General features: G+C 71.4%; 19 protein-coding genes and 1 pseudogene. 14 read left to right on the forward strand and 6 right to left on the reverse strand.

Annotated features, from left to right (window positions below):
- Window positions 1-25: 25 nt before the first annotated feature.
- The 3 genes and pseudogenes from ACFOWZ_RS38365 to ACFOWZ_RS38375 form a co-directional block, all read right to left on the reverse strand.
- Window positions 26-2275: a hypothetical protein gene (locus ACFOWZ_RS38365; RefSeq protein WP_382378864.1), complete on the reverse strand. Its 2250-nt coding sequence runs from the start codon at window positions 2273-2275 to the stop codon at window positions 26-28.
- A 250-nt stretch (window positions 2276-2525) separates the two neighbouring features.
- Window positions 2526-3056, reverse strand: a pseudogene (locus ACFOWZ_RS38370) (class I SAM-dependent methyltransferase); the annotation flags it as partial.
- Window positions 3057-3245: 189 nt separating this feature from the next.
- On the reverse strand, window positions 3246-4835 hold the full coding sequence (locus tag ACFOWZ_RS38375; protein ID WP_382378865.1) for a LuxR C-terminal-related transcriptional regulator: 1590 nt from the start codon (window positions 4833-4835) through the stop codon (window positions 3246-3248).
- Window positions 4836-4890: 55 nt separating this feature from the next.
- Here ACFOWZ_RS38375 and ACFOWZ_RS38380 point away from each other — a divergent pair, with 55 nt between their 5' ends.
- The 4 genes from ACFOWZ_RS38380 (at window position 4891) to ACFOWZ_RS38395 (ending at window position 8290) form a co-directional block, all read left to right on the forward strand.
- Window positions 4891-5913 carry a sensor histidine kinase gene (locus tag ACFOWZ_RS38380; RefSeq protein WP_382378867.1) on the forward strand — a complete coding sequence of 341 codons (1023 nt, stop codon included), beginning with the start codon at window positions 4891-4893 and terminating at the stop codon, window positions 5911-5913.
- Window positions 5906-6958 carry a hypothetical protein gene (locus ACFOWZ_RS38385; protein ID WP_382378868.1) on the forward strand — a complete coding sequence of 351 codons (1053 nt, stop codon included), beginning with the start codon at window positions 5906-5908 and terminating at the stop codon, window positions 6956-6958. The genes ACFOWZ_RS38380 and ACFOWZ_RS38385 overlap by 8 nt, the downstream gene beginning before the upstream one ends.
- Window positions 6943-7587 (forward strand): response regulator, encoded by a 645-nt coding sequence (locus tag ACFOWZ_RS38390; RefSeq protein WP_382378869.1) that lies wholly within the window; start codon window positions 6943-6945, stop codon window positions 7585-7587. The genes ACFOWZ_RS38385 and ACFOWZ_RS38390 overlap by 16 nt, the downstream gene beginning before the upstream one ends.
- 88 nt (window positions 7588-7675) lie before the next feature.
- Window positions 7676-8290: a hypothetical protein gene (locus tag ACFOWZ_RS38395; protein WP_382378870.1), complete on the forward strand. Its 615-nt coding sequence runs from the start codon at window positions 7676-7678 to the stop codon at window positions 8288-8290.
- 4 nt (window positions 8291-8294) lie between these two features.
- On the opposite strand, the gene ACFOWZ_RS38400 is transcribed toward ACFOWZ_RS38395, so the two are convergent.
- A complete protein-coding gene (locus ACFOWZ_RS38400) occupies window positions 8295-8951 on the reverse strand; it encodes a response regulator (protein WP_382378871.1) in 657 nt (218 codons plus the stop codon).
- On the reverse strand, window positions 8948-10084 hold the full coding sequence (locus ACFOWZ_RS38405; RefSeq protein WP_382378872.1) for a sensor histidine kinase: 1137 nt from the start codon (window positions 10082-10084) through the stop codon (window positions 8948-8950). The genes ACFOWZ_RS38400 and ACFOWZ_RS38405 overlap by 4 nt, the downstream gene beginning before the upstream one ends.
- A 135-nt stretch (window positions 10085-10219) precedes the next feature.
- Between ACFOWZ_RS38405 and ACFOWZ_RS38410 the strand changes: the two genes are divergently transcribed.
- The 4 genes from ACFOWZ_RS38410 to ACFOWZ_RS38425 are packed head-to-tail and all read left to right on the forward strand — an operon-like array spanning window position 10220 to window position 13562.
- Entirely contained in the window at window positions 10220-11557 is a 1338-nt protein-coding gene (locus tag ACFOWZ_RS38410; protein WP_382378873.1) for a hypothetical protein, read from the forward strand.
- Window positions 11554-11943, forward strand: a complete 390-nt coding sequence (locus ACFOWZ_RS38415; protein ID WP_382378874.1) for a FixH family protein — start codon at window positions 11554-11556, stop codon at window positions 11941-11943. Before ACFOWZ_RS38410 ends, ACFOWZ_RS38415 begins: the two co-directional genes overlap by 4 nt.
- 16 nt (window positions 11944-11959) lie before the next feature.
- Window positions 11960-13054, forward strand: coding sequence for a hypothetical protein (locus tag ACFOWZ_RS38420; RefSeq protein ID WP_382378875.1), 1095 nt, complete (start codon window positions 11960-11962; stop codon window positions 13052-13054).
- The gene (locus ACFOWZ_RS38425; protein WP_382378876.1) at window positions 13047-13562 is read left to right on the forward strand and encodes a hypothetical protein; all 516 of its coding nucleotides are present in this window, start codon (window positions 13047-13049) and stop codon (window positions 13560-13562) included. Before ACFOWZ_RS38420 ends, ACFOWZ_RS38425 begins: the two co-directional genes overlap by 8 nt.
- Window positions 13563-13613: 51 nt before the next feature.
- Here ACFOWZ_RS38425 and ACFOWZ_RS38430 read toward each other — a convergent pair whose 3' ends face one another.
- A complete protein-coding gene (locus ACFOWZ_RS38430) occupies window positions 13614-14465 on the reverse strand; it encodes a poly(ethylene terephthalate) hydrolase family protein (RefSeq protein WP_382378877.1) in 852 nt (283 codons plus the stop codon).
- Window positions 14466-14648: 183 nt separating this feature from the next.
- On the opposite strand from ACFOWZ_RS38430, the gene ACFOWZ_RS38435 reads away from it, so the two are divergent.
- The 6 genes from ACFOWZ_RS38435 (at window position 14649) to ACFOWZ_RS38460 (ending at window position 22452) form a co-directional block, all read left to right on the forward strand.
- Window positions 14649-17141 (forward strand): helix-turn-helix transcriptional regulator, encoded by a 2493-nt coding sequence (locus ACFOWZ_RS38435; protein WP_382378878.1) that lies wholly within the window; start codon window positions 14649-14651, stop codon window positions 17139-17141.
- 11 nt (window positions 17142-17152) lie between these two features.
- Window positions 17153-17566, forward strand: coding sequence for an acyl-CoA thioesterase (locus ACFOWZ_RS38440; protein ID WP_081902051.1), 414 nt, complete (start codon window positions 17153-17155; stop codon window positions 17564-17566).
- Entirely contained in the window at window positions 17563-18663 is a 1101-nt protein-coding gene (locus ACFOWZ_RS38445) for a zinc-binding dehydrogenase (RefSeq protein ID WP_382378879.1), read from the forward strand. The genes ACFOWZ_RS38440 and ACFOWZ_RS38445 overlap by 4 nt, the downstream gene beginning before the upstream one ends.
- Window positions 18664-18820: 157 nt before the next feature.
- Window positions 18821-19954, forward strand: a complete 1134-nt coding sequence (locus ACFOWZ_RS38450) for a S1 family peptidase (RefSeq protein ID WP_382378880.1) — start codon at window positions 18821-18823, stop codon at window positions 19952-19954.
- A gap of 155 nt (window positions 19955-20109) precedes the next feature.
- On the forward strand, window positions 20110-21300 hold the full coding sequence (locus ACFOWZ_RS38455; RefSeq protein WP_382378881.1) for a serine/threonine-protein kinase: 1191 nt from the start codon (window positions 20110-20112) through the stop codon (window positions 21298-21300).
- 186 nt (window positions 21301-21486) lie between these two features.
- Entirely contained in the window at window positions 21487-22452 is a 966-nt protein-coding gene (locus ACFOWZ_RS38460) for a hypothetical protein (protein WP_382378882.1), read from the forward strand.

Below are 22452 nucleotides of genomic sequence, written 5' to 3' on the forward strand. Positions count from 1 at the left end.
CAGGGTCGCGCGCCCTCGGCCGGGGTCAGACCCGGCAGGGAGTGCCACCGGGGTGGCCGGGCTTGGCCTCCACGTTGGCCTTCGCCTCACCGATCACCAGGTCGGTCAGCGGTGTGTCCACCACGACCGCCTGCTGCACCACGCTCGTGGTCGTCGTCGTGGTGCTGTTGAGCCGCAGCGACCCGATCAGCAACGGGATCGTCAGCGGGGCGCTGCCGACGTTGACGGTCACACCGTTGATCTTCAGGCTGGCGATCGACGACGAGCCCGCGAACTGCGGCACCAGGCCGTTCGGTCCCGGTGCGCAGGCGACCGAGGCGTTCGACTCGATCACGCCGAGCTCGATGGTCAGCAGGCCGCTGGTGACGCGCGTCTGCTCGATCCGCGCCCGTGCCGTGGCGAGGTCGTTCACCGACGGCGGCGTGCCGGTCAGGTCGTCCGGTGTCTGGTCGGTCCGCGCGTCGAGGGCGTTGGCCCGCACGGTCAGGATGCCCGCGTTCAGCTGGACGTTCGCGAGGTTCTCGTGGTCGTCCACGCACGGCACGTCCTGCGGGTTGGCGCGCGTGGAGATGATCCCGGCGAGGTTGAGCGCGGTGGCCTGGCAGGAGAAGACGCCGGTGCGTTCGGACGTCTTGATCCGCAGGTCGGACAGCACGGGACTGGCACCGCTCGCGTTGGCGGTGAGGGTGGCCCGCACCTCGATGTAGCGACCGGTCTTCGCGAAGGTCACCCCGTTGGCCACGGCGGTGAAGGACTCGCCCGCGAGGCCCGCCTCCGTGTCGGAGGTCCGCGCTTCGACCGTGATCGACGTCCCGGCCGGCACGCTGCCCTGGGCCTCGGTGTTCCAGGTGACGGTGCCCCAGGTCTGGCCGGCGTGGCCGCTGTCCTGGACGACCGACCACGTGCCCTGCGGCGCGGTGATCTCGCCCAGCACCGACCCGGTCATGTCGCTGTAGTTGTACGGCCCGGCGCCCGCGCCGAGGTCGACGGTGAGGTCGACCTGGCCGACCCGGTGCCCGCCGCCACCGACCGGACCGGCCGCCGGGTCGATGCGCTGGGCGTTGTTGGTGCTGATGTTGGTGACCCAGACCTTGCCGTTGCTGTCGATCGCGACACCCGTCGGGCCGACGCCTCCCGGCAGCGCCACGTTGCCGACGTACGTGCCGTCGGTGCGCAGGTGGCCGACCGTGGTGGCGCCGCTCAGCGAGTGCGCGACCCACACGTTGCCGCTGTTGTCGACCGCGACGCCCTGCGCGTTCTGGCTGCCGTGGGCGAACGCGCCGAGCACCGTGCCGTCCGGGGCGAGCTTCGCGACCCTGTTGCCGGAGAAGTTGGTGTGCCAGATCTCGCCGGTCACGGGGTCCATGCCGAGCCCGTAGTCGCCGTGCGTCGCGTCCAGGCACGCGTGCGTGGCGGTGGCCGGGTCGTAGCGCAGCAGACCGAAGTTGCGGGCCGACCACAGCGTCCCCGCCTTGTCGATCAGGCCGCCGTACCCGCCGCAGCCGACGTTGAACTGCGTTCCGGTGGCCTGGCCGTCGGCGTCGAGCAGCTCGTGGTCGAGGTCCTGACCGCCGGTCCACAACCGGTTCTGGGCGTCGACGGCGACCGTGCGGGTGTTGCTGCCGGTGACCCTGGCGTAGTTGATGACGCACTCGTCCGCCGCGGTCGTGACACCGCCGTTGTCGTCGGCTCCGCCCGTGTTGGTCCACGGCCGGATGTCGCCGAGACCGCGGCTGGTGGCGATCAGCCCGTCCTGGTTCCGGTCGACGCACTTGTTGTACGAGAACGGGCCTTTCAGGTAATCGCCGGTCGGATTCGCGGTGCCGTCGGCGTTGACGCGGGTGCCGCCCTGGATCACGCCGATCCGGGTGACCGAACCACGTCCACCGGCGTTCTCGTCGCGATTGGACAGCCAGGTGCTGCCGAACTTGTCCACTGTCGTGCGGGAGGGGTTTCGGCCACGCCCGTTCGGTGCCGACGCCCATTCACCGACGATCTGACCCGTGTTGACGTCGATGCGCACCATCGTGCCGCGAGCCGAGGCCGCGACGTTGACGTAGGGGAAGAAGACGGTCGACCGGTCGAGTTGGAGCTGGTCGTTGTCCGGAGCGTCGTGGTTGACGTCCTGGAGGGTGCCGCGGTCGAAGTCGGCGTCGAGCGTGTACAGGACGTCGGTGCCGGGTGTCGGCGCGGCGAGCGCCGGTGCGGCGAGACCGGCCAGCAGGATCAGCGACATCGCGAGCGCTGGTCTGATCCGGTGCCGTTGGTGGTTCATGGCGGCTCCAATCCGGGGACGAGGTCGTTTCCGGGCATTCCGCCCGGACCGAATGGAGTCGCTGAATTCCGGAATGCGTTACCCGTGTTGTGTGATGCCATTTGACATGTAATCAGGAAAATTGCCGGGAATTCATCCGTGTGCCGGTGTGAGCAGCACCGATGGCGCAATGCGGAAACCACCGTTGGTCAATGGCGTGCGGGAGGGCACTGCGCCGGTCGGATTCGCCGGTGCGCTGTCCCGGTGGTGTTCACGTTCCCGAGCGACGCAGGCGGTACCACTGCTCGTCGGGCCGCAGCACGGCTTCCATCAGTTTCGGCAGCGTGACCTGCGACGGTGCGACGTCGGTGATGGACCACTGCGGGAACGCCTGCTCGATCTCCTCGCGGTCGGCACCGCGGATCAACGGGCGTCTGCGGCGCGGCCAGGCGATGAGCAGCAGCGTCGCGTCGGCGGCGGCCACCGCGGTCACCTCCCTGCCCATCGCGCGTTGCTGGTCGGTGTCGAAGTCGTGGAACGTGCCGGAGTCCACGATCAGCCGGTAGCCGGAGCCGACGCCGGCGGAGCGCAGGTCGGTCACGTCGCCGTGCACGAGCCGCACGTCGACGCCCGCCTCGGCCACGCGGTCCCGCGCCCGGCGCAGCGCCTTCTCGACGAGGTCGATCCCGGTGACCTGCCATCCGCGTTTCGCCATCTCGACGGCCCAGATGCCGCTGCCGGTGCCGAGGTCGAGCGCGGGGCCGAACGGGCGTTCGCGCCCCGCCTCCTCGCGGTCGAAGAGCTCCGAGAGCTTGTCGACGAACGGCCGGTCGGTCGGTCGCGTCCTCCCACGGGTGGAAACCGATCGAGTAAGCCAGTTGGTAGTGCATGACGTCCTCCTGACGAGCCGGGTCCACCGACGTTAGGAGCCGGAGAGCGGTCGCCACATCGGGAGAACTGTGGACGTGGTGACCGGCGGGTCGTCAGTACTTCAGAGGAGGCCCTGCTCGTAGGCGTACGCGGTGGCGGCCGCCCTGCTCGGCAGACCGAGCTTGGTGAGGATGTGGCTGACGTGGCTCGCGACGGTCTTCTCGCTGATCACCAGGTGCGCGGCGATCGCGCGGTTGGTGCGTCCCGCCGCGACCAGGGCGAGCACCTCGCGTTCGCGGCTCGTCAGGACCCCGGTGTTCGCGCTGTCGAGCCGGCCCAGGTCGGGAGCGGCTCCCAGCGCGCGGAACACCGAGCGCGCCACGTCCCACTCGGCCGCGGCGCCGTCCCTGTCACCCAGCGCCTGGCAGGCGAGTCCGATGTGGACGCGTGCGCGGGCGTTCTCGTGGATCGCGCCCAGCGAACGCAGGACGCCTGCCGCCGGTCGCAGTGCCGCGAGCGCGGCGGCCGGTTCGTTCGCGGCGAGCAGCACCGTGCCGGTGGCGATGCCCGCCCGTGCCTTCAGCAACGGCGTGCCGAGCCGTGCGGCGTGTCCCGCCAGCTCGTCCGCCGCGGCCCGCGCGGCCGTGATGTCGTGGCACGCCGAGGAGATCTCGACGAACGCCGGCAGCAGCGCGCAGCGGCGGAGTGGTTCGCCGGCCTCGTCGAGCGCCCGGCGCACACCGCGTTGAGCGGCGTCGGTCCTGCCCTGGGCGAGCCGCAGCAACGCCAGCCCCGGCTGGGGATCACGACCCCACAGCGAGGCCTCCTGGTAGGCCTCCTCGGCAGCGGCGAACCGCCCGGCCGACCGGTGCAACTCGGCGCGTTCGTAGCTGGAGGAGGCGAGGGTCGCCGGCCCTGCCGTCGGTGCGAACAGCTCCTGAACGCGGTCGAGCTCACCTGCCGCGGCCGTCCAGTCGCCGTGCAGCCGCATGAGTTCGGCGCGGTGCACGAGACACTGACCGCGGTAGAGGACCAGCCCCTGCTGCCCCTCGCACCACCTGGTGAGCTCCTCGGTCCACTCCCGCGCCCGGCGCACGTCGAACAGCTCGCCGCAGCCCTCGATCACGGTGCAGTACAGGTCGCCGACGGCCAGCGGCGAGATCTCGTGCAACGCGAGCGCCGCGATCGCCTCGTCGAGCAGCGCCAGCCCCTCGGCGACGTCGCCGAGGTAGATCAGGCAGCGTCCCTCACCGGCGCGGGCCAGCGTGGTCAGCTCGGCGGAACCGAACCGTTCCCCGATCTTCACCGCCTGCGTGAAGGCGGCGTGCGCGGGCACCACCTCACCCTGCAGCACGGACCGCAACCCGGTCAGGTACCTGAGGTAGCCCTGCTCGACGCACTCGCGTTCGTGCAGCAGCCGCCGGGCGCGGTCGGCCCACCCGCCGCCTCGCGCGAAGTCGCCCTTGTTGATGAGGCCGAACGCGAGCCAGAACGCGCACCGCACCGCGCGGGGCGCGTCACCTGAGGTCAGCTGGAAGGCACGGGCCCACGCGCCGACGCTCTCGGCGTCCTCGCCGGCGAGGAACGCGGCCTCGGCGAGCAGCACGAGGTCGTCGGCGCTGTCGGCGCCGGCCAGGGACCGGTGCGCGACCGGCCAGTCCCGCCGTGCGTGCGCGGCCCGTCCCCGCGCCAGTGCGGCCTCGTCCGCCACCTGGGAAACGGTACGGCGCGCCCCGGCAGGGTGCGCGGCGAACGTCTCACGCAGAATGCCGGGCGTGCTGCTGGAGGCGAGGCTCCTCGCGACGGTGTCCCGTCTCGCGGGCCCTGTCCGCGGCGCCGGTGTCGTCCTGATCAGCCTCTTCGGCGCGTTCTCGACGGGCTCGGCGCTCGGGTGGGCCCTGTTCGCGTTCGTCGCGGTGACGGCCGTCGCCGACTTCCGGCTGCCGCGGGTGGCGCTGCCGGTGGCGTTCGTGCGCGTGGTGTCGCTGTCGGTGGTGCTCGGCGGCGAGGGGCAGTGGGTCCTCACCGTCCTCACCACGACGCTGATCACGTGGCAGTGGCAGTGGCCGTTGCGGGTCACGGTGCCGGCGACGGCGGCGCTGCTGGCCGTGCAGGTGGCGGTGGCCGGGCCCGGGGTGCTGGTGCGGGCGGTGCTGGAGTCGGTGCTGGCGCGGGTCGCGTACGAGCTGTTGCGGCGGTCGAGCCGGCGGGTCGACGTGGTGCGCGAACGTGCCGCGGAGCAGAGCCGGGCGGCGGCGGTCGCGCTTGATCGTGGGCGGCGGGAGCGCGAGTACCTGGCGTTGCTGCACGACACGGCGGCGGCGACGTTCCTGATGGCCGCGCACGGTGGTGATCCCGTGGCGGTGGCCGCGCAGGCACGGCGTGATCTCGTGGTGCTGGCCGAACGGGGCGAGGCGGAGGGGACCGTGGACCTCGGGGCGGCCCTCGCGGCGGTGGCGCGGGACAGCGGGCTGGCGGTGCGGGTGTCCGCCGAGGTCGTGCCGGTGCCTGCGGGGGTGGCGCTGGCGTTCGTGCGGGCGGTGCGGGAGTTGCTCGTGAACGTCGAGCGGCACGCGGGCACTCGTGAGGCGGAGCTGACGGTGTCGCGGGGTGCGGTGGTGATCGTGAGGGACGCCGGGCAGGGGTTCGTCCCCGGCGACGTGCCCGAGCACCGGCGTGGGCTGCGCGGATCCGTCGCGGACCGGCTGCGGGCCGTCGGTGGTGCCGCGTCAATCGACTCCGAACCCGGCCGCGGCACCACCGCCAGTCTGGTGTGGCCGCATGACTGACCACGCGGTTTTCACCACCACCCGGCGGGTTCTGCTCGTCGTCGTGGTCGCGGTGCAGCTCGTTCTCACGCTGCCCGCGCTCGTGGAGCATCACCAGAGCCCGGCACCGTGGATCGCGTACGCCTTGCTGTGCTGTGTCCTCGCGATCGTCGCCGGGCATGTTGCGGCCGGCCGGTCGGAGCGGTTCCCGGCTGTCGAAGGCGCGGTCGTGCTCGTCTCCTCGGTGCTCGCGACGACGGCGTTGCCCGACCAAACGTCCTTCGGACCCGCTGACTGGGCGTTCGGGCTCATCGGCTGGTATCTGCTGCTCGTCCTCGTCGAACGGCCCGCGCTGCTGGTTGGCGCGCTCGCAGCACACGTGTGTTTCTCCGTCGCGTGGTTCGCGCACGCGGGCAACGGCGACGTCGGCACGGCCGGGGTGGTGATCCTCAGCGGCACGAGCTTCCAGGTCGGCGTGCTGGTGATCACGCGGGTGCTGGTGCGCGACGCTCGTCTCGCTGCCGCGGCGGCGGCGGAACACGACGACGCCCGCACCCGTGAAGAGCTTGCCCGCCAACGGGAACAGGACCTCAAGGCCGGGTTCGAAGGGCAGCTCGGCGCGCTGCTGCCGTTGCTCGCGGACCTCGCCGACGAACGGGTGAGCGTGGCCGACGAGGCGACCCGGCTGCGTTGCTCGGTGGCGGCGGTGCAGCTGCGCAGGTTGTTCGCGGAGAACGACGACGTGCCCGACCCGTTGCTGCACGAGCTGACCGCGTGCGTGGACGTCGCCGAACGGCGGGGTGTCGCCGTGTCGCTCGCGGTCAGTGGCACGGCCACGCCCGTGCCGACGGAGGTGCGGCGCGAACTGGTGGCGCCGATGGCCCAGGCACTCGCCGCCGCGACCGGACGTGCGAAGGTGAGCCTGCTGCGGACCCCCACCGAGGTGCGGGTGGCCGTCGTGGCGGACGCCGGGGGCGTGCTGCCGCAACGCGGAACGGCGGTCACGGTCGAGACGAGTGTCCACAGCGGACTGGTGAGGAGCGAGGCGAGATGGCGGACGACGTGACGGCGGTCGTGGTCGACGACCATCCCGTGGTGCGCGCGGGAGTGGCGCACTGGCTGTCCTCCGCGGGCATCACGCTCGTTGCGAGCGGTGAGACCGCCGAGGTGGCGTGGACCGGCCCCGGTGCCGGTGCCTCGGTCGTCGTGCTCGACCTGCACCTGTCCGGCGGCACGCCCGCGACGTCCGCGTTGCGCAGGCTCGTCGAGGACGGGCGCAACGTCGTCGTGTACTCGATGCGCGCCGACGACGAGATCGCCTTGCAGTGCCTGGAGATCGGGGCGTTGAGCTACCTGACCAAGGCCGAGGGCGCCGACCACCTCGTGCAGGCGGTGCGCGCGGCGGCAGCGGGTCACTCCTACACACCACCGGCGCTCGCGGGCGCGCTGGCGGGCGACAGGTCCGAGACCCGTCCCGCGTTGTCACCGCGGGAGACCGAGGTCCTCGTCGAGTGGTTCCAGTCGGAGTCGAAGGAGTTCGTGGCCCAAAGGCTCAACATCACGCTCAGCACGGTGAACTCGCACCTGGAGCGCATCAGGGTGAAGTACGCCGCGATCGGCAGGCAGGCGCCGACGAAGGCCGCCCTGGTCGCGCGGGCCATCCAGGACGGACTGATCGGCCTCGACGACCTCTGAGCCGTGTGGTGTGAACGACCGATACCGCCACTCGGACTACCGGCCTAGCCTCCTCGGCATCCCCGCTTCCGCACCGAGGAGTTCCGCAGTGACGCACGCCCGTGGCCCCTTGTTCATCGTCGTCGCCGCGACGGCGGGACTGCTGCTGTCGGCGTGCGGCTCTGAGACCACTGGCACGGCGGCTCCCGCGTCGACCGAGACGACGACGAAGGAAACCGCCACCACGACGTCCGCCGCACCGGTCGCCGCCGGCGGTGACGTCACCGCCCCCGGCACCAAGCTGAAAGTCGGCGCCCGCGCGGTGCTGCCGTACGCGTCGAGCGGCAAGAACGGCACGATCGCCGTCACGGTCACCGCCATCGAGGCGGGCGCCAAGGAGGACCTCGCGAAGTTCGGCGACAGGGCCAAGAACATCACGCCGTTCTACCTGCGGGTGAAGGTCGAGAACCTGAGCGGCACCGACCTGAGCTACACGTCGGTCTCCGTGCGCGGCCTCGGCGCCGACGGCAAGGGCACCGGCGTGATCATCAGCGGTGACACGGCGAAGTGCGACTCCAGCAGCGCGCCCAAGACGTTCTCCACAGCGGGTGCGACGTACGAGACCTGCGTGCTCAGCGGCGCGCCGGACGGACTGGCAGTGGCGGCCGCCGAGTACAACCGCGGTGACGGCTACGACAAGTCGCCCGTGCTCTGGCAGAGCTGACCCGCTAGCGCCTCTGCACCAGCCCGTTGATGTGCGCGTACGCGACGGCGTGCACGCGGTCCCGCAGCCCCAGCTTCGCCAGCACCCGCGAAACGTGCGTCTTCACCGTCTCGTCCCCGACGTGCAGCCGCGCCGCGATCTCCGCGTTGCTGTACGCCTCCGCCACCAGGTGCAGCACCTCGCGTTCACGCGCGGTCAGCAGCTCCAACTCCGGCGGCGTCGGAGGAGGAGCGAGACTCACGGCGAACCGTGCGATCAGGCGCTGGGTCACGGACGGGTCGATCAGCGCGTCGCCGCGTGCCGCCACCCGGACCGCGGAGATGAGTTCCTCGGGCGGCAACGACTTCAGCAGGAACCCGCTCGCGCCGGCCTTCAACGCGCGGTAGACGTACTCGTCGGTGTCGTAGGTCGTGAGCAGCAGGACCTTGGTGCGGTTCGCGGGGTCGGAGAGGATCATCTCCGTCGCGCCCAGCCCGTCGAGCTTGGGCATCCTGATGTCGAGCACGGCCACGTCCGGACGCAGCCGCGCGACCTCGGACACGGCCGCCCTGCCGTCGGCGACCTCGGCGACGCACTCCAGGTCGGGCTGCGTGTCGAAGATCGCGCGCATGCCCGAGCGCAGCATCGCGTGGTCGTCGGCGAGCAGCACCGTCAGCGTCATGACGCCTCCAGGGGGAACGTGACGACGGTGCGCCAGGTCCGGCCGTCCGGTTCGAGTCCGGACCGGGTGGTGCCCGCGAACATGCCCGCGCGGTTGCGGATGCCCACCAGGCCGCGGCGGATGGAGCCCGAGTGGCCGTTGTCCGCACGCGCCGTGTTCTGCGCGGCGACGGTGAGCGAGTCCGGCCCGTACTCCAGGGTCACCGTCACGCCGGACGAGTCGCCGTGCCGCAGCGCGTTCGTCAGCATCTCCTGGATGATCCGGTAGACGGTGACGTCCAACGAGTCCGGCACGGCGCGGTGCTGCCCGCGGACCTCGAGACGGGCCGGAGTGCCGGCCGCGCGCACGTTGTCCAGCAGCTCGTCGAGGTTGTCGAGTCCCGGTTGTCGCACGCCCTCCGGCTTGTCGCCGTGCAGCAGGTCGAGCAGGTGCCGCAGGTCCACCATGGCCGCGCGGCTCGCGATCTCGACCGACCGCAACGAGAGCGCGGGCTTCGCGTCGCCGTCCGGCAGGCTCAGCCGGGCGGCGCCGGCGTGCAGGCCGATCGCGCTCACGTGGTGCACGATCACGTCGTGCAGGTCGCGGGCGATCGCGCTGCGCTCCTCGGTGATCGCCTTCGTGACCGCCGCCGTCGCGTCCCGTTTCTCCATCTCCGAACGCTTCTCCAGCTCGGCGAGGTAGGCGCGGCGTGCGGTCGTGTACCGGCCGACGAGCCACGGCAGCACCGCGCTCTTGATCGTCCCGAGCACCGCCGGTGCCGGGCCGAAGCCCGCGCCGAACGCGCACGTGACGAGGCTGGCCGAGAGCACCCCGAGCGAGGCCCACGCCGGTGCGCCGCGCAGCCACGCGCCGGCCCGATACCCGGCGATGAGCAGGCCGGCGTCGTTGGCGTCGTACCAGGAACCGAAGGACAGGACGACGACCAGCGGAAGCGCTGCCTGGGCGGCCGCGACCCACCCGGACAACTTGGCCGGCCCGCCGAGCATCGCGTCCACCGCCAGGGTCAGCGCGAGCACCACCCCGGTCCGCCAGGGCGGCCCGCCCTCGAACAGCACGGAGCCGCCGTCCGCGGCCATGCACACGGCCGCGACCAGCCACGACTGGTGTTTCAACGGCAGTTTGATCGGATCCATCACCGTGAATCTTGCCGGATCGCGGCCCTGAGATCCTCCCGCTTCGCAGGGGTCGGAAGTCCCCCGCGCGGGGGACCCGGTTTCAGCCGGGAAAGTGACGCGTCCGGGCCGTCGTGATCGCTACTTTCTGCCACGATGAAACGAAGTGTTGCGATCTTGCTGCTCGCGCTGGGGCCGATCCTGGGGATCGCGGCACCGGCGCTGGCCGACGGCGCGATGGCCGGCGGCGACGTCCACGTCGCGCAGAGCCTGGGCGACCGCGACCTCACGGTGATCATCCGCAGGGTCGCGGAGGTGCCGGGACCGGTGCACGTCGACGTGGTGACGCACGCCGGTTCACCACCGGGCGAGATCACGCTGACCGCGCGTGCGGCGGGTGCGCGGACCAGCACGGCGAAGGTGGTTCTCGGTGCCACGCCCGGTTTCTACTCGGGCGTCGTGCAGGTGGACAGGCCCGGCCCGTGGGAGCTCGCGGTCGACGAGGCGACCATTCCGTTCGTCGTCCCGGCGGTCGTGGCGTCGCCGTGGGAGAAGGCGACCTACGGCGGGTTCATCGCGGCCGGACTGTTGTTGTTCGCGGCACTGGGTTTCGCGGTGTTCGGCAGGCCAGGCCTCGCGCTCGTGCCCACGGCGGGCATGGTCGCCGCGATCGCCGTGGGAGTGACGGCGGCGTTGCTGTCACCGAGCATTCCGCCGGTCGCCGCTCCGGGCACGCAGCTGGATCCGACCTACGACAACGTCATGAACCCCTACGGACGAACGTCCACAGTGGACTTCTCGCGCCCGCCGGTGAACCTCGTGCCGAGCGTGAAGGGCCAGGACCTGGTGCTCAGCCTGACCGACGGATCGTCCGGCAGGCCGGTGGACGACCTGCTCGTGCACGACAGCGCGTTCATCCACCTCGTCGTGGTGTCCCCGTCGGGGAACCTCCGGCACCTGCACCCGATCCGCACCGCCCCCGGTGAGTACCGCGCCCGGCTGCGCGACCCGGAACAGGGCACGCACGCGATCGCCGCCGAGATCGCCCGGCGCGGCGGGGGAGTGCAGCTGCTGCGCTCCCGCGTCGACGTCTCCGGAACGGCCACCGCCACCCCGCACGACGGAAAAGCCGACCTGGGCAAGGAGATCCGCGAGGCGGGCAGGCCGAGCACGATCACCGCCCGGTTCGGCGAGCGTGATCTGCAGCCGTGGCTGGGCATGCTCGGACACATGATCGTCGTCGGCCCGGTCACCGGCGCCGCCGCCGACGCGCCGATCTGGGCCCACGTGCACTCGATGATCCCGCCGACGCCCGGCGTGCCGGACCAGCCCGACGAGAGCGTCGCCGCCTACGGGCCGGACGTGCCGTTCACGTACTCGTTCCCGTTGCCCGGCAAGTACCTCGTGTGGATCCAGGTCGAGCGGGACTACTCGGTCGTGACGGTGCCCGCGGTCGTCGAGGTTCCGGCGGCGAAGGGGGTGGCGGAGAAGTGAAGCGTGCGGTGCTGATCGCGTTGGCCGTGGTCGTCGCGGCCGCGGGCGCGCTGGTCGTGCTGTGGCCGCGTGCCGTCGAGGCCCAGCCGCAGCTCGCGGAGAGCGCGCAACTCAGGTTCGTGCTGACGCCCGCGAGCACGAAGTCCGGCAGCAACACGTTCGACCTGCGGATCACCGACCGGGCGGGCAATCCCGCGCCCGGCGGTGACGTGACGGTCGAACCGGCGATGCCGCGGATGGGGCACGCGATCGCCCCGATCACCGCGCGACAGCTCGAACCCGGTCACTACCAGGCCGCCGACGTCGGCCTGTTCATGGCCGGGCAATGGGAAATCACCGTGTCACTCAGCGCGGAGCGGGTCGTCATCCCGCTGCTGCTCACCTGAAGGGGGAGGATCACCAGTGGACATCACGGCGGCTGCGGCGCCGGTCAGGGTCGGTGCACCGAGGGGGCTGGTCCCGGCGAGCGTCGTGCTCGGCGGCACGCTGCTCTCGTTGATCGGCCTGACCTGGGACATCCAGTGGCATTCCGACGTCGGGCCCGACACGTTCTTCACGATGCCGCACCTGTTCCTGTACGCGGGCAGTGCGGTCTCCGGCCTCGCGAGCCTCGCCGTCGTGCTGATGACGACGGCGAACGAGAAGCGCGACAAGGCCGTCGACCCGATCGTCGGCGGCCGCGCGGTTGGTGTCTTCGGACGCACGTTCGCCGCGCCCGTCGGCTACCTGATCTCCGGCATCGGCGCGGCCCTGTTCCTGGTCTACGGCCTGTGGGACCAGTGGTGGCACGGCCTGTACGGCTTCGACGCGGTGATCGACTCGCCGCCGCACATCGGGCTGCTGCTGTCGGTCTCGATCACGATGGTCGGTGCCGTCATGGTCTTCGCGGTGGCACGTGAGCAGAGCTGGGGAACGTACGGCGTGGCGGGAGCCGCGGCGGTGTTGCTGGTGTTCAGCATGGTCACCGTCATCGGCCTGCGGGCCCTGCCCGGCGGGATCGTCAACACGGTCTCGGTGGGCAGCGCGTTCTTCTCGGTGATGATCCTGTTCATGGGCGCGCACCTGCTGAAGCGCCGCGGCGCTGCTCTGACCGTGGCGGTGGTGGTCGCGGTGCTGCAGGTCGTCTTCTGGTGGTTCTCGCCGTGGGCGACCGAGGTCTACGCCGACGCGACCGGTCTGCCGTTGCGCGACTACACCGACGGCGTTCCCGCGCTGCCCAACATGATCCCGATGTGCCTGATCGTCGTCGCGATCGCCGCGGAACTGCTGCACAGGCTCCCCGCGTGGATCCCCGGCGCGGTCGGCGGCGTGATCATCACGGCGTGCTCGCCGCTTCAGCGCATGCTCACGTACGGCGCACCGTTCCCACACCTCGACAGGTACGTGGCCACCATCGTGGCCGGCGCGATCTTCGGTGCCGCCGCCGGGATGCTCGGCCGGCGGTTCGGCCAGATGCTGCGCCACCTCGCACCGGCAAAGGAAGGCCGCCATGCGTAAGACGATTCTGGGACTGCTGGGCGCGGCCGGCCTCCTGCTGGGCCTCGCGTCGCCGTCGCTCGCGTTCGAGCCGGTGAACGTGGTCCACACCGAGAAGGTGCAGGCCGGGCCGTACGACCTGACCGTCGGCTTCAGCACGTGGCCCGTCAGAGCCATGCAGTCACTGGACTTCACGTTCGCGCCGGCGGACGGGATCACGAGCAAGACCGGCACGCTGACCCTCGTCCGCGGCACGGAGCTGGTGGACGACAGCCCGCTGGCGCGTCACCCCCGCAAGCGCGAGGTGTGGGGCCTCGACGTCTTCGCGCTGCCCGAGCCGGGGACGTGGACGTTCAAGTTCGACATCGACGGTCCCGCGGGCCCGGCGACAGGTGAGCTCAAGGACCTCCAGGTGATGGACCAACCCGGTCCGCCGATGGGACTGTCCTGGGCCATCAGCACCATCCCGTTGTTCGGCCTGATCGCGCTCATCGTGATCGCGTGGCGCCGGACCCGGACCGCGGTGTGACCCCGCGCCGGCCTGCGTCTCCCCCGCAGGCCGGCGCGTTCTCGTGATCGCTCAGGAGTGCGGGCAGGTGTCCCGGTACTCCTCGATCAGCGTGCTGGGCTTCGGCGGCGGGCAGAGGAACTGCTCGTAGCGGGTGTCGTTGTCGATGAACCGCTTGAGCCACGAGATGCTGTACTTGGCGATCGTGACGTTGGCCGAATTCGGCGCGAGGTGCGAGGCGTTGTTGAGTTCGAGGTACGCCTTGTCCAGTGTGGACGGCAGACTCGTGTAGAACGGCTCGGAGTGCTGCGCGACCGGCGCGATGGAGTCGTTCTCCGCGCCGATCACCATGGTGGGGACGGTGACCGCCGGCCAGCTCTTCGTGGTGTGCCAGGGCGTCAGCGGAATGGCGGCCTGGAGCGCCGGCCGCTGGGTGGCGGCGCGCAGGGACCCGCCACCGCCCATCGAGTGCCCCATGACCCCGAGCCGCGTGGCGTCGATCCGCGACCGCACGGTGCTCTGCTGCGTCAGGTAGTCCAACGCCGCGAGCAGCTGGGCGGCCCGCTGGTCGGGCTGGTCCCAGATCGTGATCGTGTCGATGGTGATCACCACGAAGCCCTGGGACGCGAGGCGCGGCCCGAGCCAGGAGATGTTGGCCTGCGTGCTGATGAAGCCGGGCGAGATCGCGACCGCGCCGAACGTCCCTTCCGCGGTGCTGGTCGGGTAGTAGATCGTGCCGCCACCAAAACCACCGACAGTCGCCGGCACGGTGGTCTCCGCCGTCGCGAACGGCCCGCGAGCCGCCTCGATGCTGGCGACGGTGGGGGCGGGCCCGCGTTCGTACGGGTTGGCCGCGGCCTGGGCGGTGCTGGTGCTGGTGAGCAAGATCGCGAGCGCGATGGGTATCAGGGTTCGGAGTTGCACGGCGTTGTACACCTCATTCGGCAGGGGACGGTGAGGCTTCGACCCTGCAACCCCCTCGTCGGCGTCCGCATCGGTGGAACCACCGGTCTGTCGCGGACTGCTTCGGTGGCAAAACTAACGGTGGTAGGTGAATTTCGGCTTGAGCTCTTCCGTCTGTTGTCGTGGGGCCGTAAGACTGGCCAGATGCTGCGTGGGCGGGACCGGCAGCGCGTCGCCGGCGACGCGTTGGGCGGTCGTGCGCGCGTGGGCGGTGACGGCCAGCACGTAGGCACAAATGCGGCCAGCGGCGAGCCCCCCATCCTGCGTGGCCGCGCCGACCAGCTCCAAGCCATCCACACCCTGATCGAACGCGCCCAAGCAGGAAGAGGCGGAGCCCTGGTCCTGCAAGGCGAGCCAGGCTCCGGCAAGACCTCCCTGCTCAACGCCGCACGCCACACCTGCACCGCGTTGCTGTGCGCGGACGTCCCCACCATCGACGGCGACCTGCGACAGCTGGCCCACGACGTCACCGACACGAACGCTGCTCTCCTCATCGCCACCGAAGGCGACCCCCGCGGCCTGCCCTGCATCACCCTCGACCCCCTGGACCGCGCCACCAGCATGCGCGTCCTGCACGACCTGGTGCCCGGCATCCCGGCGACCCTCGCCGTCGACCTCACCGACCTGGCCTGCGGCAACCCGCTGGCGCTCGTCGAGCTGGCCAAAGCGCTGACGCACGGCCAGCTCGGCGCCACCGAACCGGCACCACAGGTGCTACCCCGAAACAGCAGCCTGCGTGCCCGCCTCCGCGCCAGGTTCAACGCCCTGTCGCCCCGCGCGCAGCACATCACGGCGCTGGCCGCGGTCGACGAGGACCTCGACGCCGAAGCGCTGGCCCACCGGGACTGGGAAGCCGTGGTCGAGGCGGGCGAGTTGCTCGACCCGCGCCGGCTGGTCCGGTCCGCGCTCAGCGCGGACGTTCCGCTCAAACTGCGCCGCAAGGCACACGCCGAGCTCGCCGAGTGGTTGCCGCCGGGTCCACAACGCACGTGGCACCAGGCGGTTGTCAACAAAGACGAAAGGCTCGCCGCAGTCCTCACGGGCCACGCGGAGGACGCGCGGAGACGTGGTGACTACGCCTCCGCGGCTCGCGACCACGACCGTGCTGCACGGCTGACCAGCGATCCCGACAAGAAGGCCGAGAGTCTGCTCCACGCCGCCGGGGACCACTGGACCCACGGGGCGCCGCACCGAGCTCGAAACGTCCTGCGCACCGCGCTCACACTCACCGACACGCCTGAGCTCAGGGCGCTCGTGGACCTCGTCATGGGTGGCATCGACCTGGGGGAGAGCCTCCCGGACGTCGCGGCCGACCGGTTGATCCGTGCCGCCAGGAGCCTGGCCGGCACACGGCGCACGCTCGCCGTCGCGGCGCTCGGGTTCGCGGGTGAGGCGGCGAACATCGCGGGGGATCACGGCAGGCACGCCAAAGCCGCGGAGTTCGCGAAGCAGATCCGGCGCGCGGACGAGCCGCTCGCCACCCGGCTCACGCTCGACCACCTGATCGGCATGGCGGCGACGTTCGGCGGGCGGCACGACGAGGCGCTGCCCGTGTTGCGCGAGGTGGTCGAGCTCGCCGGTGAGGTGCCTGGGCCGCAGGCTCGGATCTGGGCGAGTCAGGCGGCGTACGTGCTGGGGGACGCCCGGCGGTCGCACGAGCTCGCGACCAGTGCGGTCACGTCGGCGCGGGAGAGCGGGCTCAACGCGTTGGTGCCGTGGGCGCTGGTTTACCGGGCGTTGTCGGCGTTGCTGCTGGACCAGCACGCCGCCGCGCTCGCCGCGGCCACCGAGGGTGTGCACGCGGCGACGGCGATCGGGCAGCACAACGCGGTGGTCGACCACCTCACGATCCTCGCGCTGCTTTCGGCGTTGCGCGGGGACGCGGACAGCGCGCTCGACCGCATGGGCATCGCCACCGAGCACATCAACCAGCGCGGGCTCATCCGGCCGGGCACGTTGGGCGCGTGGGCGTTCGCGTGCGTCGACCTGACGCGCGACCGGCCCGCCGACGCGCTGGGGCGGCTGCGGCTGCACTCCGGACACGTCGGCATCAAGGTCATGGCGGCACCGCACGTGGTCGAGGCCGCCGTCGCGTGCGGTGAACCGTCCACAGGGGACAGAGCGCTCCAACGGTTCGAGAAGTGGGCCTGTGCCACGGGCAGCGCGGCCCGGCTGGCGCTCTCGCACCGCTGCCACGCGCTGCTGCAGAGCGGAACCGCCGACGAGCACTTCGAGGAAGCGATCCGGCTGCACCGCGCGAGCGGTACCGCGCTGGAGCTCGCGAAGACCGAGCTGCTGTACGGGAACCGGTTGCGGCGCGGGCGCAAACCCAAGGCGGCGCGCGAACACCTGCGGGACGCCGTGCGCATCTTCCAGACCTACCAGGCCGATCACTGGGTCGCCCGCGCCCGCGCCGAACTGCGCGCGGCGGGCGACCCCACCGGCGAACAGAAGGACCACCCCCGGCTGACGCCGCAGCAGGCGCAGATCGCCGGGCTGGTCGCGGAGGGTGCGACGAACCGCGAGATCGCCGCGCGGTTGTTCCTGAGCCACCGCACCGTCGAGCACCACCTGCGCAACATCTTCGCGCGGCTCGGCGTGCGGTCGAGGGTCGAGCTCAGCAGGATGCTCGGGTGAGAGGAGAGTGTGTGCGCGACAGCTACCGGCACTGGCAGCGGATTCCGACGCGGTGGGCCGACAACGACGTGTACGGGCACGTCAACAACGTCGTCCACTACGCGTGGATGGACACCGTGATCAACACGTGGCTGATCACCGAAGCCGGGCTCGACATCCACGACGGCGGCGCGATCGGCCTGTGCGTGGAGTCCCACTGCAACTACCGCGCCTCCGTGTCGTTCCCGGACGCGGTGGACGCGGGCCTGCGGATCGGGCACCTCGGCCGGTCGAGCGTGCGTTACGAGGTCGGCTTCTTCCTGGAGGGACGGGACGACGTCGTCGCGGAAGGTCACTTCGTGCACGTGTTCGTGGACAGGACGACCCGCAAACCGGTGGAGATTCCCGCAGACCTGCGCGCGCGGATGGAAGGGCTGGTCGCATGAGGACACGAGGTGCCGTGCTGACCGGAGTCGGTGGTCCGCTGGAGATCGTCGACCTCGAACTGGACCCGCCGGGCCCCGGCGAGCTGCTGGTGCGCGTGCACGCCACCGGGCTGTGCCACTCCGACCTGTCCGTGATCGACGGTTCGCGCATCCGGCCGCTGCCCATGGTGCTCGGCCACGAGGCGGCGGGCGAGGTCGTCGAGGTGGGGCCCAACGCCGAGTTCGCGCCCGGCGACCACGTCGTGATGTCGTTCGTGCCCGCGTGCGGGGCCTGTCGTCGTTGTGCGTCAGGCCGGCAGGCGTTGTGCGAACCGGGCGCTGTCGCGAACCGCGACGGCACGTTGCTGGGCGGGCACCGGCGCTGGACGCTGCCGGACGGCACGCGGCCGCACCACCACCTGGGGGTGTCCGGTTTCGCCGAGTACACCGTGATCTCCGGCAGGTCCGCCACGCTCGTGCCGCCGGACCTGCCGCTCGACGTCGCCGCGCTGTTCGGGTGCGCCGTGCTGACCGGTGCGGGAGCGGCGTTCTACAGCGCGAACGTCGTGCCGGGGGACAGGGTCGCGGTGTTCGGGCTCGGCGGTGTCGGGCTGGCGGCGGTGCTCGCGGCGATCACGGCCGGCGCCACGCAGGTCGTCGCGGTGGACGTGGTCGAGCACAAGCGGAAGCTGGCGCTCACCCTCGGCGCGACGCACGAGGCGGCCGGCGGGCCGGACGTGGTGACGCACGTGCGGGACCTGACCGGCGGCGGCGCGGACAAGGTCATCGACACCACCGGGGTCGCGGCGGTACTCGAACAGGCTTACGCCGCAACGGCTGTCGGCGGCACCACGGTCACGGTCGGGCTGCCGCACCCGGACCGGACCGTCACGTTGCCCGCGTTGAACCTGGTCGCCGAGGAACGCACGCTCAAGGGCAGCTACCTCGGCTCGTGCGTGCCGCGCCGGGACGTGCCGCGGTTCGTCGAGCTGTACCGGGCCGGTCGGCTGCCGGTCGACGGGCTCCTGTCCGGACGGCTGGAACTGCCGGAGATCAACGACGGGTTCGCGAAGCTCGCGTCGGGAGAGGCCGTGCGCCAGGTCGTGATGATGGCCTGACGCCCGTTTTCCTCCATTCGGGCAGGAATCGGGCAGGACAGGAGCTGTGTCATTCGTTGACCACGCGTGCCTGGCTGCGGCACGGTGGGAGCGCTCTCATGTTCGCCGCTGCTCGCCACCGGGCGGGCAGCGATCCCTGTACGGACAAGGAGAACAGATGCGCTTCACCATGCCCAGAATCGTGCCCGCGCTGGCCCTCGCGCTGGTCGGGGCGACGTTCACCGTTCCCGCCCAGGCGTCGGCCGAGGCGATGTCACCCGGCCTGCTCCCGGCGATGACCTCGGCGTTCGGGCTGACCGAGAACCAGGCGCGGCTGCGTCTGGAGAAGGAAGAGCGCGCGTCGGTGCTCGCGCCGCGCGCGGAGGCCGAGGCCGGCACCGCCTACGCGGGCAGCTGGTTCGACGAGGCCACGAACCGGCTGGTCGTCGCCGTCACCGACCATGCTGCCGCCCGCCGGGTCGAGGCCGTCGGCGCGGACACGCGGGTCGTCGGCCGCTCGGCGGGGTCGATGGCGGCTCACAAGAACCGCCTCGACGCGTTGTCCGCGACCGGTGCCGTGCCGTCCGCGGTCGCGAGCTGGCACCCCGATCCGCGCACCGGAACGGTGGTCGTGAACGTGCAGGAGGGCAAGCAGACGGCCGAGGTCGCCGCGTTCCTGGACAAGGCGCGCGAGTTCGGCGCCATCACCGTGCGCACCGAGGGAGTTCAGCAGCCGCAGCCGTTCGCGGCCGGAACGGTCGGAGGCGACCCGTACTACACCGGGAACGTCCGTTGCTCGATCGGTTTCTCGGTGCACGGCGGCTACGTGACGGCAGGGCACTGCGGCGGCGCGGGAGCGCAGGTCTACGGCTGGGACCGCTCCTGGCAGGGACAGTTCGCCGGATCGTCGTTCCCCGGAAACGACTACGCGTGGGTGCGCATCGGCGGCGGCTGGTGGACCGTGCCCGTCGTGCTGGGCTGGGGCACGGTCAGCGACGCGCTGGTGCGAGGTTCCTGGGAGGCGCCGATCGGTACCTCGGTGTGCCGCTCCGGTTCGACCACGCACTGGCACTGCGGTGTGATCCAGAGCCGCAACGAGACCATCCGGTACGCCCAGGGTGACGTGCACCAGATGGCGGGCACGAGCGTGTGCGCCGAGGGTGGCGACTCCGGCGGCTCGTTCATCACCGGCGACCAGGCGCAGGGCGTGACGTCCGGCGGCTACGGCAACTGCTCGAGCGGCGGCCGCACCTGGTTCCAGCCGATCAACGAGATCCTGAGCGTCTACGGGCTGACGCTGCACACGGCGTAATCACCTGATCCGGCTGTCCGCCACTTGGCGGTGGACAGCCGGATCGGCCGTCTCAACAGGTGGTTGACGGTTGACAGTCGACTCGGGGTGGATTACTCAGTCACATCGGGTGGGCGGGGCCACCCTGACCGATGCCGTTGGCAACGAGGTGGCGAATGACAGAGGAGTTACCGGAGATCCCCGGCTTCCGGTACGCCCGACCGCTCGGCAAGAACGTCCATCTGTACCGCGACGCGCACGGCGAGGTCGCGGTGAAGCTGCTCGCCGGTCCGGCGCGCGCGGCCGAGCTGAGGACTGTGCTCGAACTCGGGCACCCCGGCATCGTCACCGTGCACCGGGCCGGGCGGACCGGCGCCGGCGTGCTGTACCTCGTGATGAAGCACTACCCGAACGGCGATCTCCTCACCGCGGCACCGATGCGCTTCGAGCGCGCGGTGGACATCGGCGTGCAGGTCGCGGACGCGCTGCACGCCGCGCACCGGGCCGGCGTGGTGCACCGCGACGTCAAGCCTGCCAACGTCCTGCTCGACGAGCACGGCAACGCGTGTCTCACCGACTTCGGCGTGCTCGGCAGGGACCGGTTGCCCTGGACGGCCCCTGAGGTGCTCACCAGCGGCAGCCACGGCGTCCGCGCGGACGTCTTCTCGCTCGGGGCGACGCTGTGGCACCTGATCGCCGGGCACTCGCCGTTCGTCGTGCCGCGCGGCAACAACACGCACGCCGCGCTGGAGCAACGCATCCTGCAGGGCAGCCCGCGCCCGACCGGCAGAGCACCCGAGTCGCTGGAAGTCCTGCTGCGCCAGGCGATGGCGGCGGACCCGGCGGCACGTCCGTCGTCGGCAGAGGAGTTCGCGCGACGGCTGCGGCAGATCCAGCACGAGTCGGCGCCGACGTCCGCCACCGGGAATGCCGTGGTCGTGCAGGCGGACCCGTCGCCGCGCCGGCGGTCGCGGTGGCCGATCTACGCCGGCACCGCCGTCGTCGTCGCCGGTGTGATCGTCACCAGCGCGCTGATGCTGCAGAACAACGACCGCCTGACGGGACAGCCGGAGCAGGTGCAGCCGCAGAGCGCCTCCGGCGGTGAGACCAGCCTGACGAGCAAGGTGACCGTCACCGCGACGCGCATCGACCCCAAGACCCTCCGGTTCTCCTGGACCTACCCGTCCCAGCAGGCCACCGACACCTTCACCTGGCGCACCAATGACGACCTGAAGACCGGCACGGTCCAGACTCCCTCGCTCGACCTCTACGCACCGGGCGCGTTGTGCGTCCAGGTTCGGGTCGTGCGCTCGGACGGCAGCAACGCGAGCGACCAGGCGTGGTCACCGGAGGGCTGCGGTACCTGATCTTCGGACATGATCATTTCATGGTGAGAACTCTCGCAGCGGTGGCGCTGGTCGTCGCCCTGTTACCGGGAACGGCGGCCGCGGCCACCCCGAAGAGCGCCGTGTGGACACCTGACCGGGTGAAGTTCGGTCCGAAAGACTGGGGCGATTGGATTTCCGGTTCCAAGATCCGGTAAGCCCTCGGCCGTGCGCTTGCCTCACGCGGTTTGGATCGGCGGGCTGTTGGTGTCCGCGCTGCTCGCCGCCACCGGTGTGGTCGTCCACGGCGGTGGCATTGAACGGACACTGCACGCCGAGGTGCGGTCAGCGCTCGCGCAGGCGGGATTCGACGGAGTCGTCGAGGTCAACGGCCGTTCGGTCGTCGTCAGCGAGGTCTCGCCGCGGTCGGTGGAGGCGGTGCGCGCGGTCGTCTCCAGCGTGTCCGGGGTCGGCGGCGCGGAAGTGCGGCCCGCCGGTCCCGCGCAGCTGCTCGTCGCGGTGCGCGGGGCCGAGATCCTGGTGTCCGGCGCGGTGTCCGACGACGCGGAACGCCGGGCGCTGCTGGACGCGGTGGCGTCGGAGGACCACCGCGTCACGGCCGCGCTCCGGCTCGGTGGCCCGCTGCCGATCCCGCCCGCCGTGGTGAAACGTGTCGTCGCGGCCGCATTGTCCGCCAAGGTGTCCGACGTGACCACGACCATCCACAACGGACAGATCGCGGTCGGCGCGCGCGTGCCGGACGAGACGCGGGCGAAGGCCGTGCGCGAGGCTCTCGCGGACGCGGCGAGCGGCCTGCGGGTCACCGACCGCATCGAGGTCGGTCCTTCCGCAACTGCCGGCGACCTGAACGTCGAGGCGCTGCACGACTCGATCAACCGGCTGGTGAACGGCAACGGCGCCATCCGGTTCGTGCAGGGCACCACGGCGTGGGAAGGCCATGGCACCGTGCTCGTCGAACGCGTTGCCCGCATGCTTCTGGTCGCACCGCGCGCCTCGATCACGTTGGTGGCACACGGCACCGACCCCGCGATGGCGTCCACGCGCGCGCAGATGGTCCGCGACGTGCTCGTGGGCCAGGGCGTGTCGCCCGCGCTGATCGCCACCGAGACCCGTCCCGCCCCCGACGGCGAGTTCGACCCGGCCACCCGCCAGGTCGACGTCGTGGTCCGTTAG

The organism is Lentzea rhizosphaerae, assembly GCF_042649515.1.
Classification (GTDB): Bacteria; Actinomycetota; Actinomycetes; order Mycobacteriales; family Pseudonocardiaceae; genus Lentzea; species Lentzea aerocolonigenes.

Excerpts from the sequence above, each read along its gene's own strand:
- ACFOWZ_RS38365 (WP_382378864.1), bottom strand. The coding sequence starts at position 2,275 with ATGAACCACCAACGGCACCGGATCAGACCAGCGCTCGCGATGTCGCTG.
- ACFOWZ_RS38380 (WP_382378867.1), top strand. The coding sequence starts at position 4,891 with ATGCCGGGCGTGCTGCTGGAGGCGAGGCTCCTCGCGACGGTGTCCCGT.
- ACFOWZ_RS38385 (WP_382378868.1), top strand. The coding sequence starts at position 5,906 with ATGACTGACCACGCGGTTTTCACCACCACCCGGCGGGTTCTGCTCGTC.
- ACFOWZ_RS38390 (WP_382378869.1), top strand. The coding sequence starts at position 6,943 with ATGGCGGACGACGTGACGGCGGTCGTGGTCGACGACCATCCCGTGGTG.
- ACFOWZ_RS38400 (WP_382378871.1), bottom strand. The coding sequence starts at position 8,951 with ATGACGCTGACGGTGCTGCTCGCCGACGACCACGCGATGCTGCGCTCG.
- ACFOWZ_RS38405 (WP_382378872.1), bottom strand. The coding sequence starts at position 10,084 with ATGGATCCGATCAAACTGCCGTTGAAACACCAGTCGTGGCTGGTCGCG.
- ACFOWZ_RS38410 (WP_382378873.1), top strand. The coding sequence starts at position 10,220 with ATGAAACGAAGTGTTGCGATCTTGCTGCTCGCGCTGGGGCCGATCCTG.
- ACFOWZ_RS38425 (WP_382378876.1), top strand. The coding sequence starts at position 13,047 with ATGCGTAAGACGATTCTGGGACTGCTGGGCGCGGCCGGCCTCCTGCTG.
- ACFOWZ_RS38435 (WP_382378878.1), top strand. The coding sequence starts at position 14,649 with ATGCTGCGTGGGCGGGACCGGCAGCGCGTCGCCGGCGACGCGTTGGGC.
- ACFOWZ_RS38445 (WP_382378879.1), top strand. The coding sequence starts at position 17,563 with ATGAGGACACGAGGTGCCGTGCTGACCGGAGTCGGTGGTCCGCTGGAG.
- ACFOWZ_RS38450 (WP_382378880.1), top strand. The coding sequence starts at position 18,821 with ATGCGCTTCACCATGCCCAGAATCGTGCCCGCGCTGGCCCTCGCGCTG.
- ACFOWZ_RS38455 (WP_382378881.1), top strand. The coding sequence starts at position 20,110 with ATGACAGAGGAGTTACCGGAGATCCCCGGCTTCCGGTACGCCCGACCG.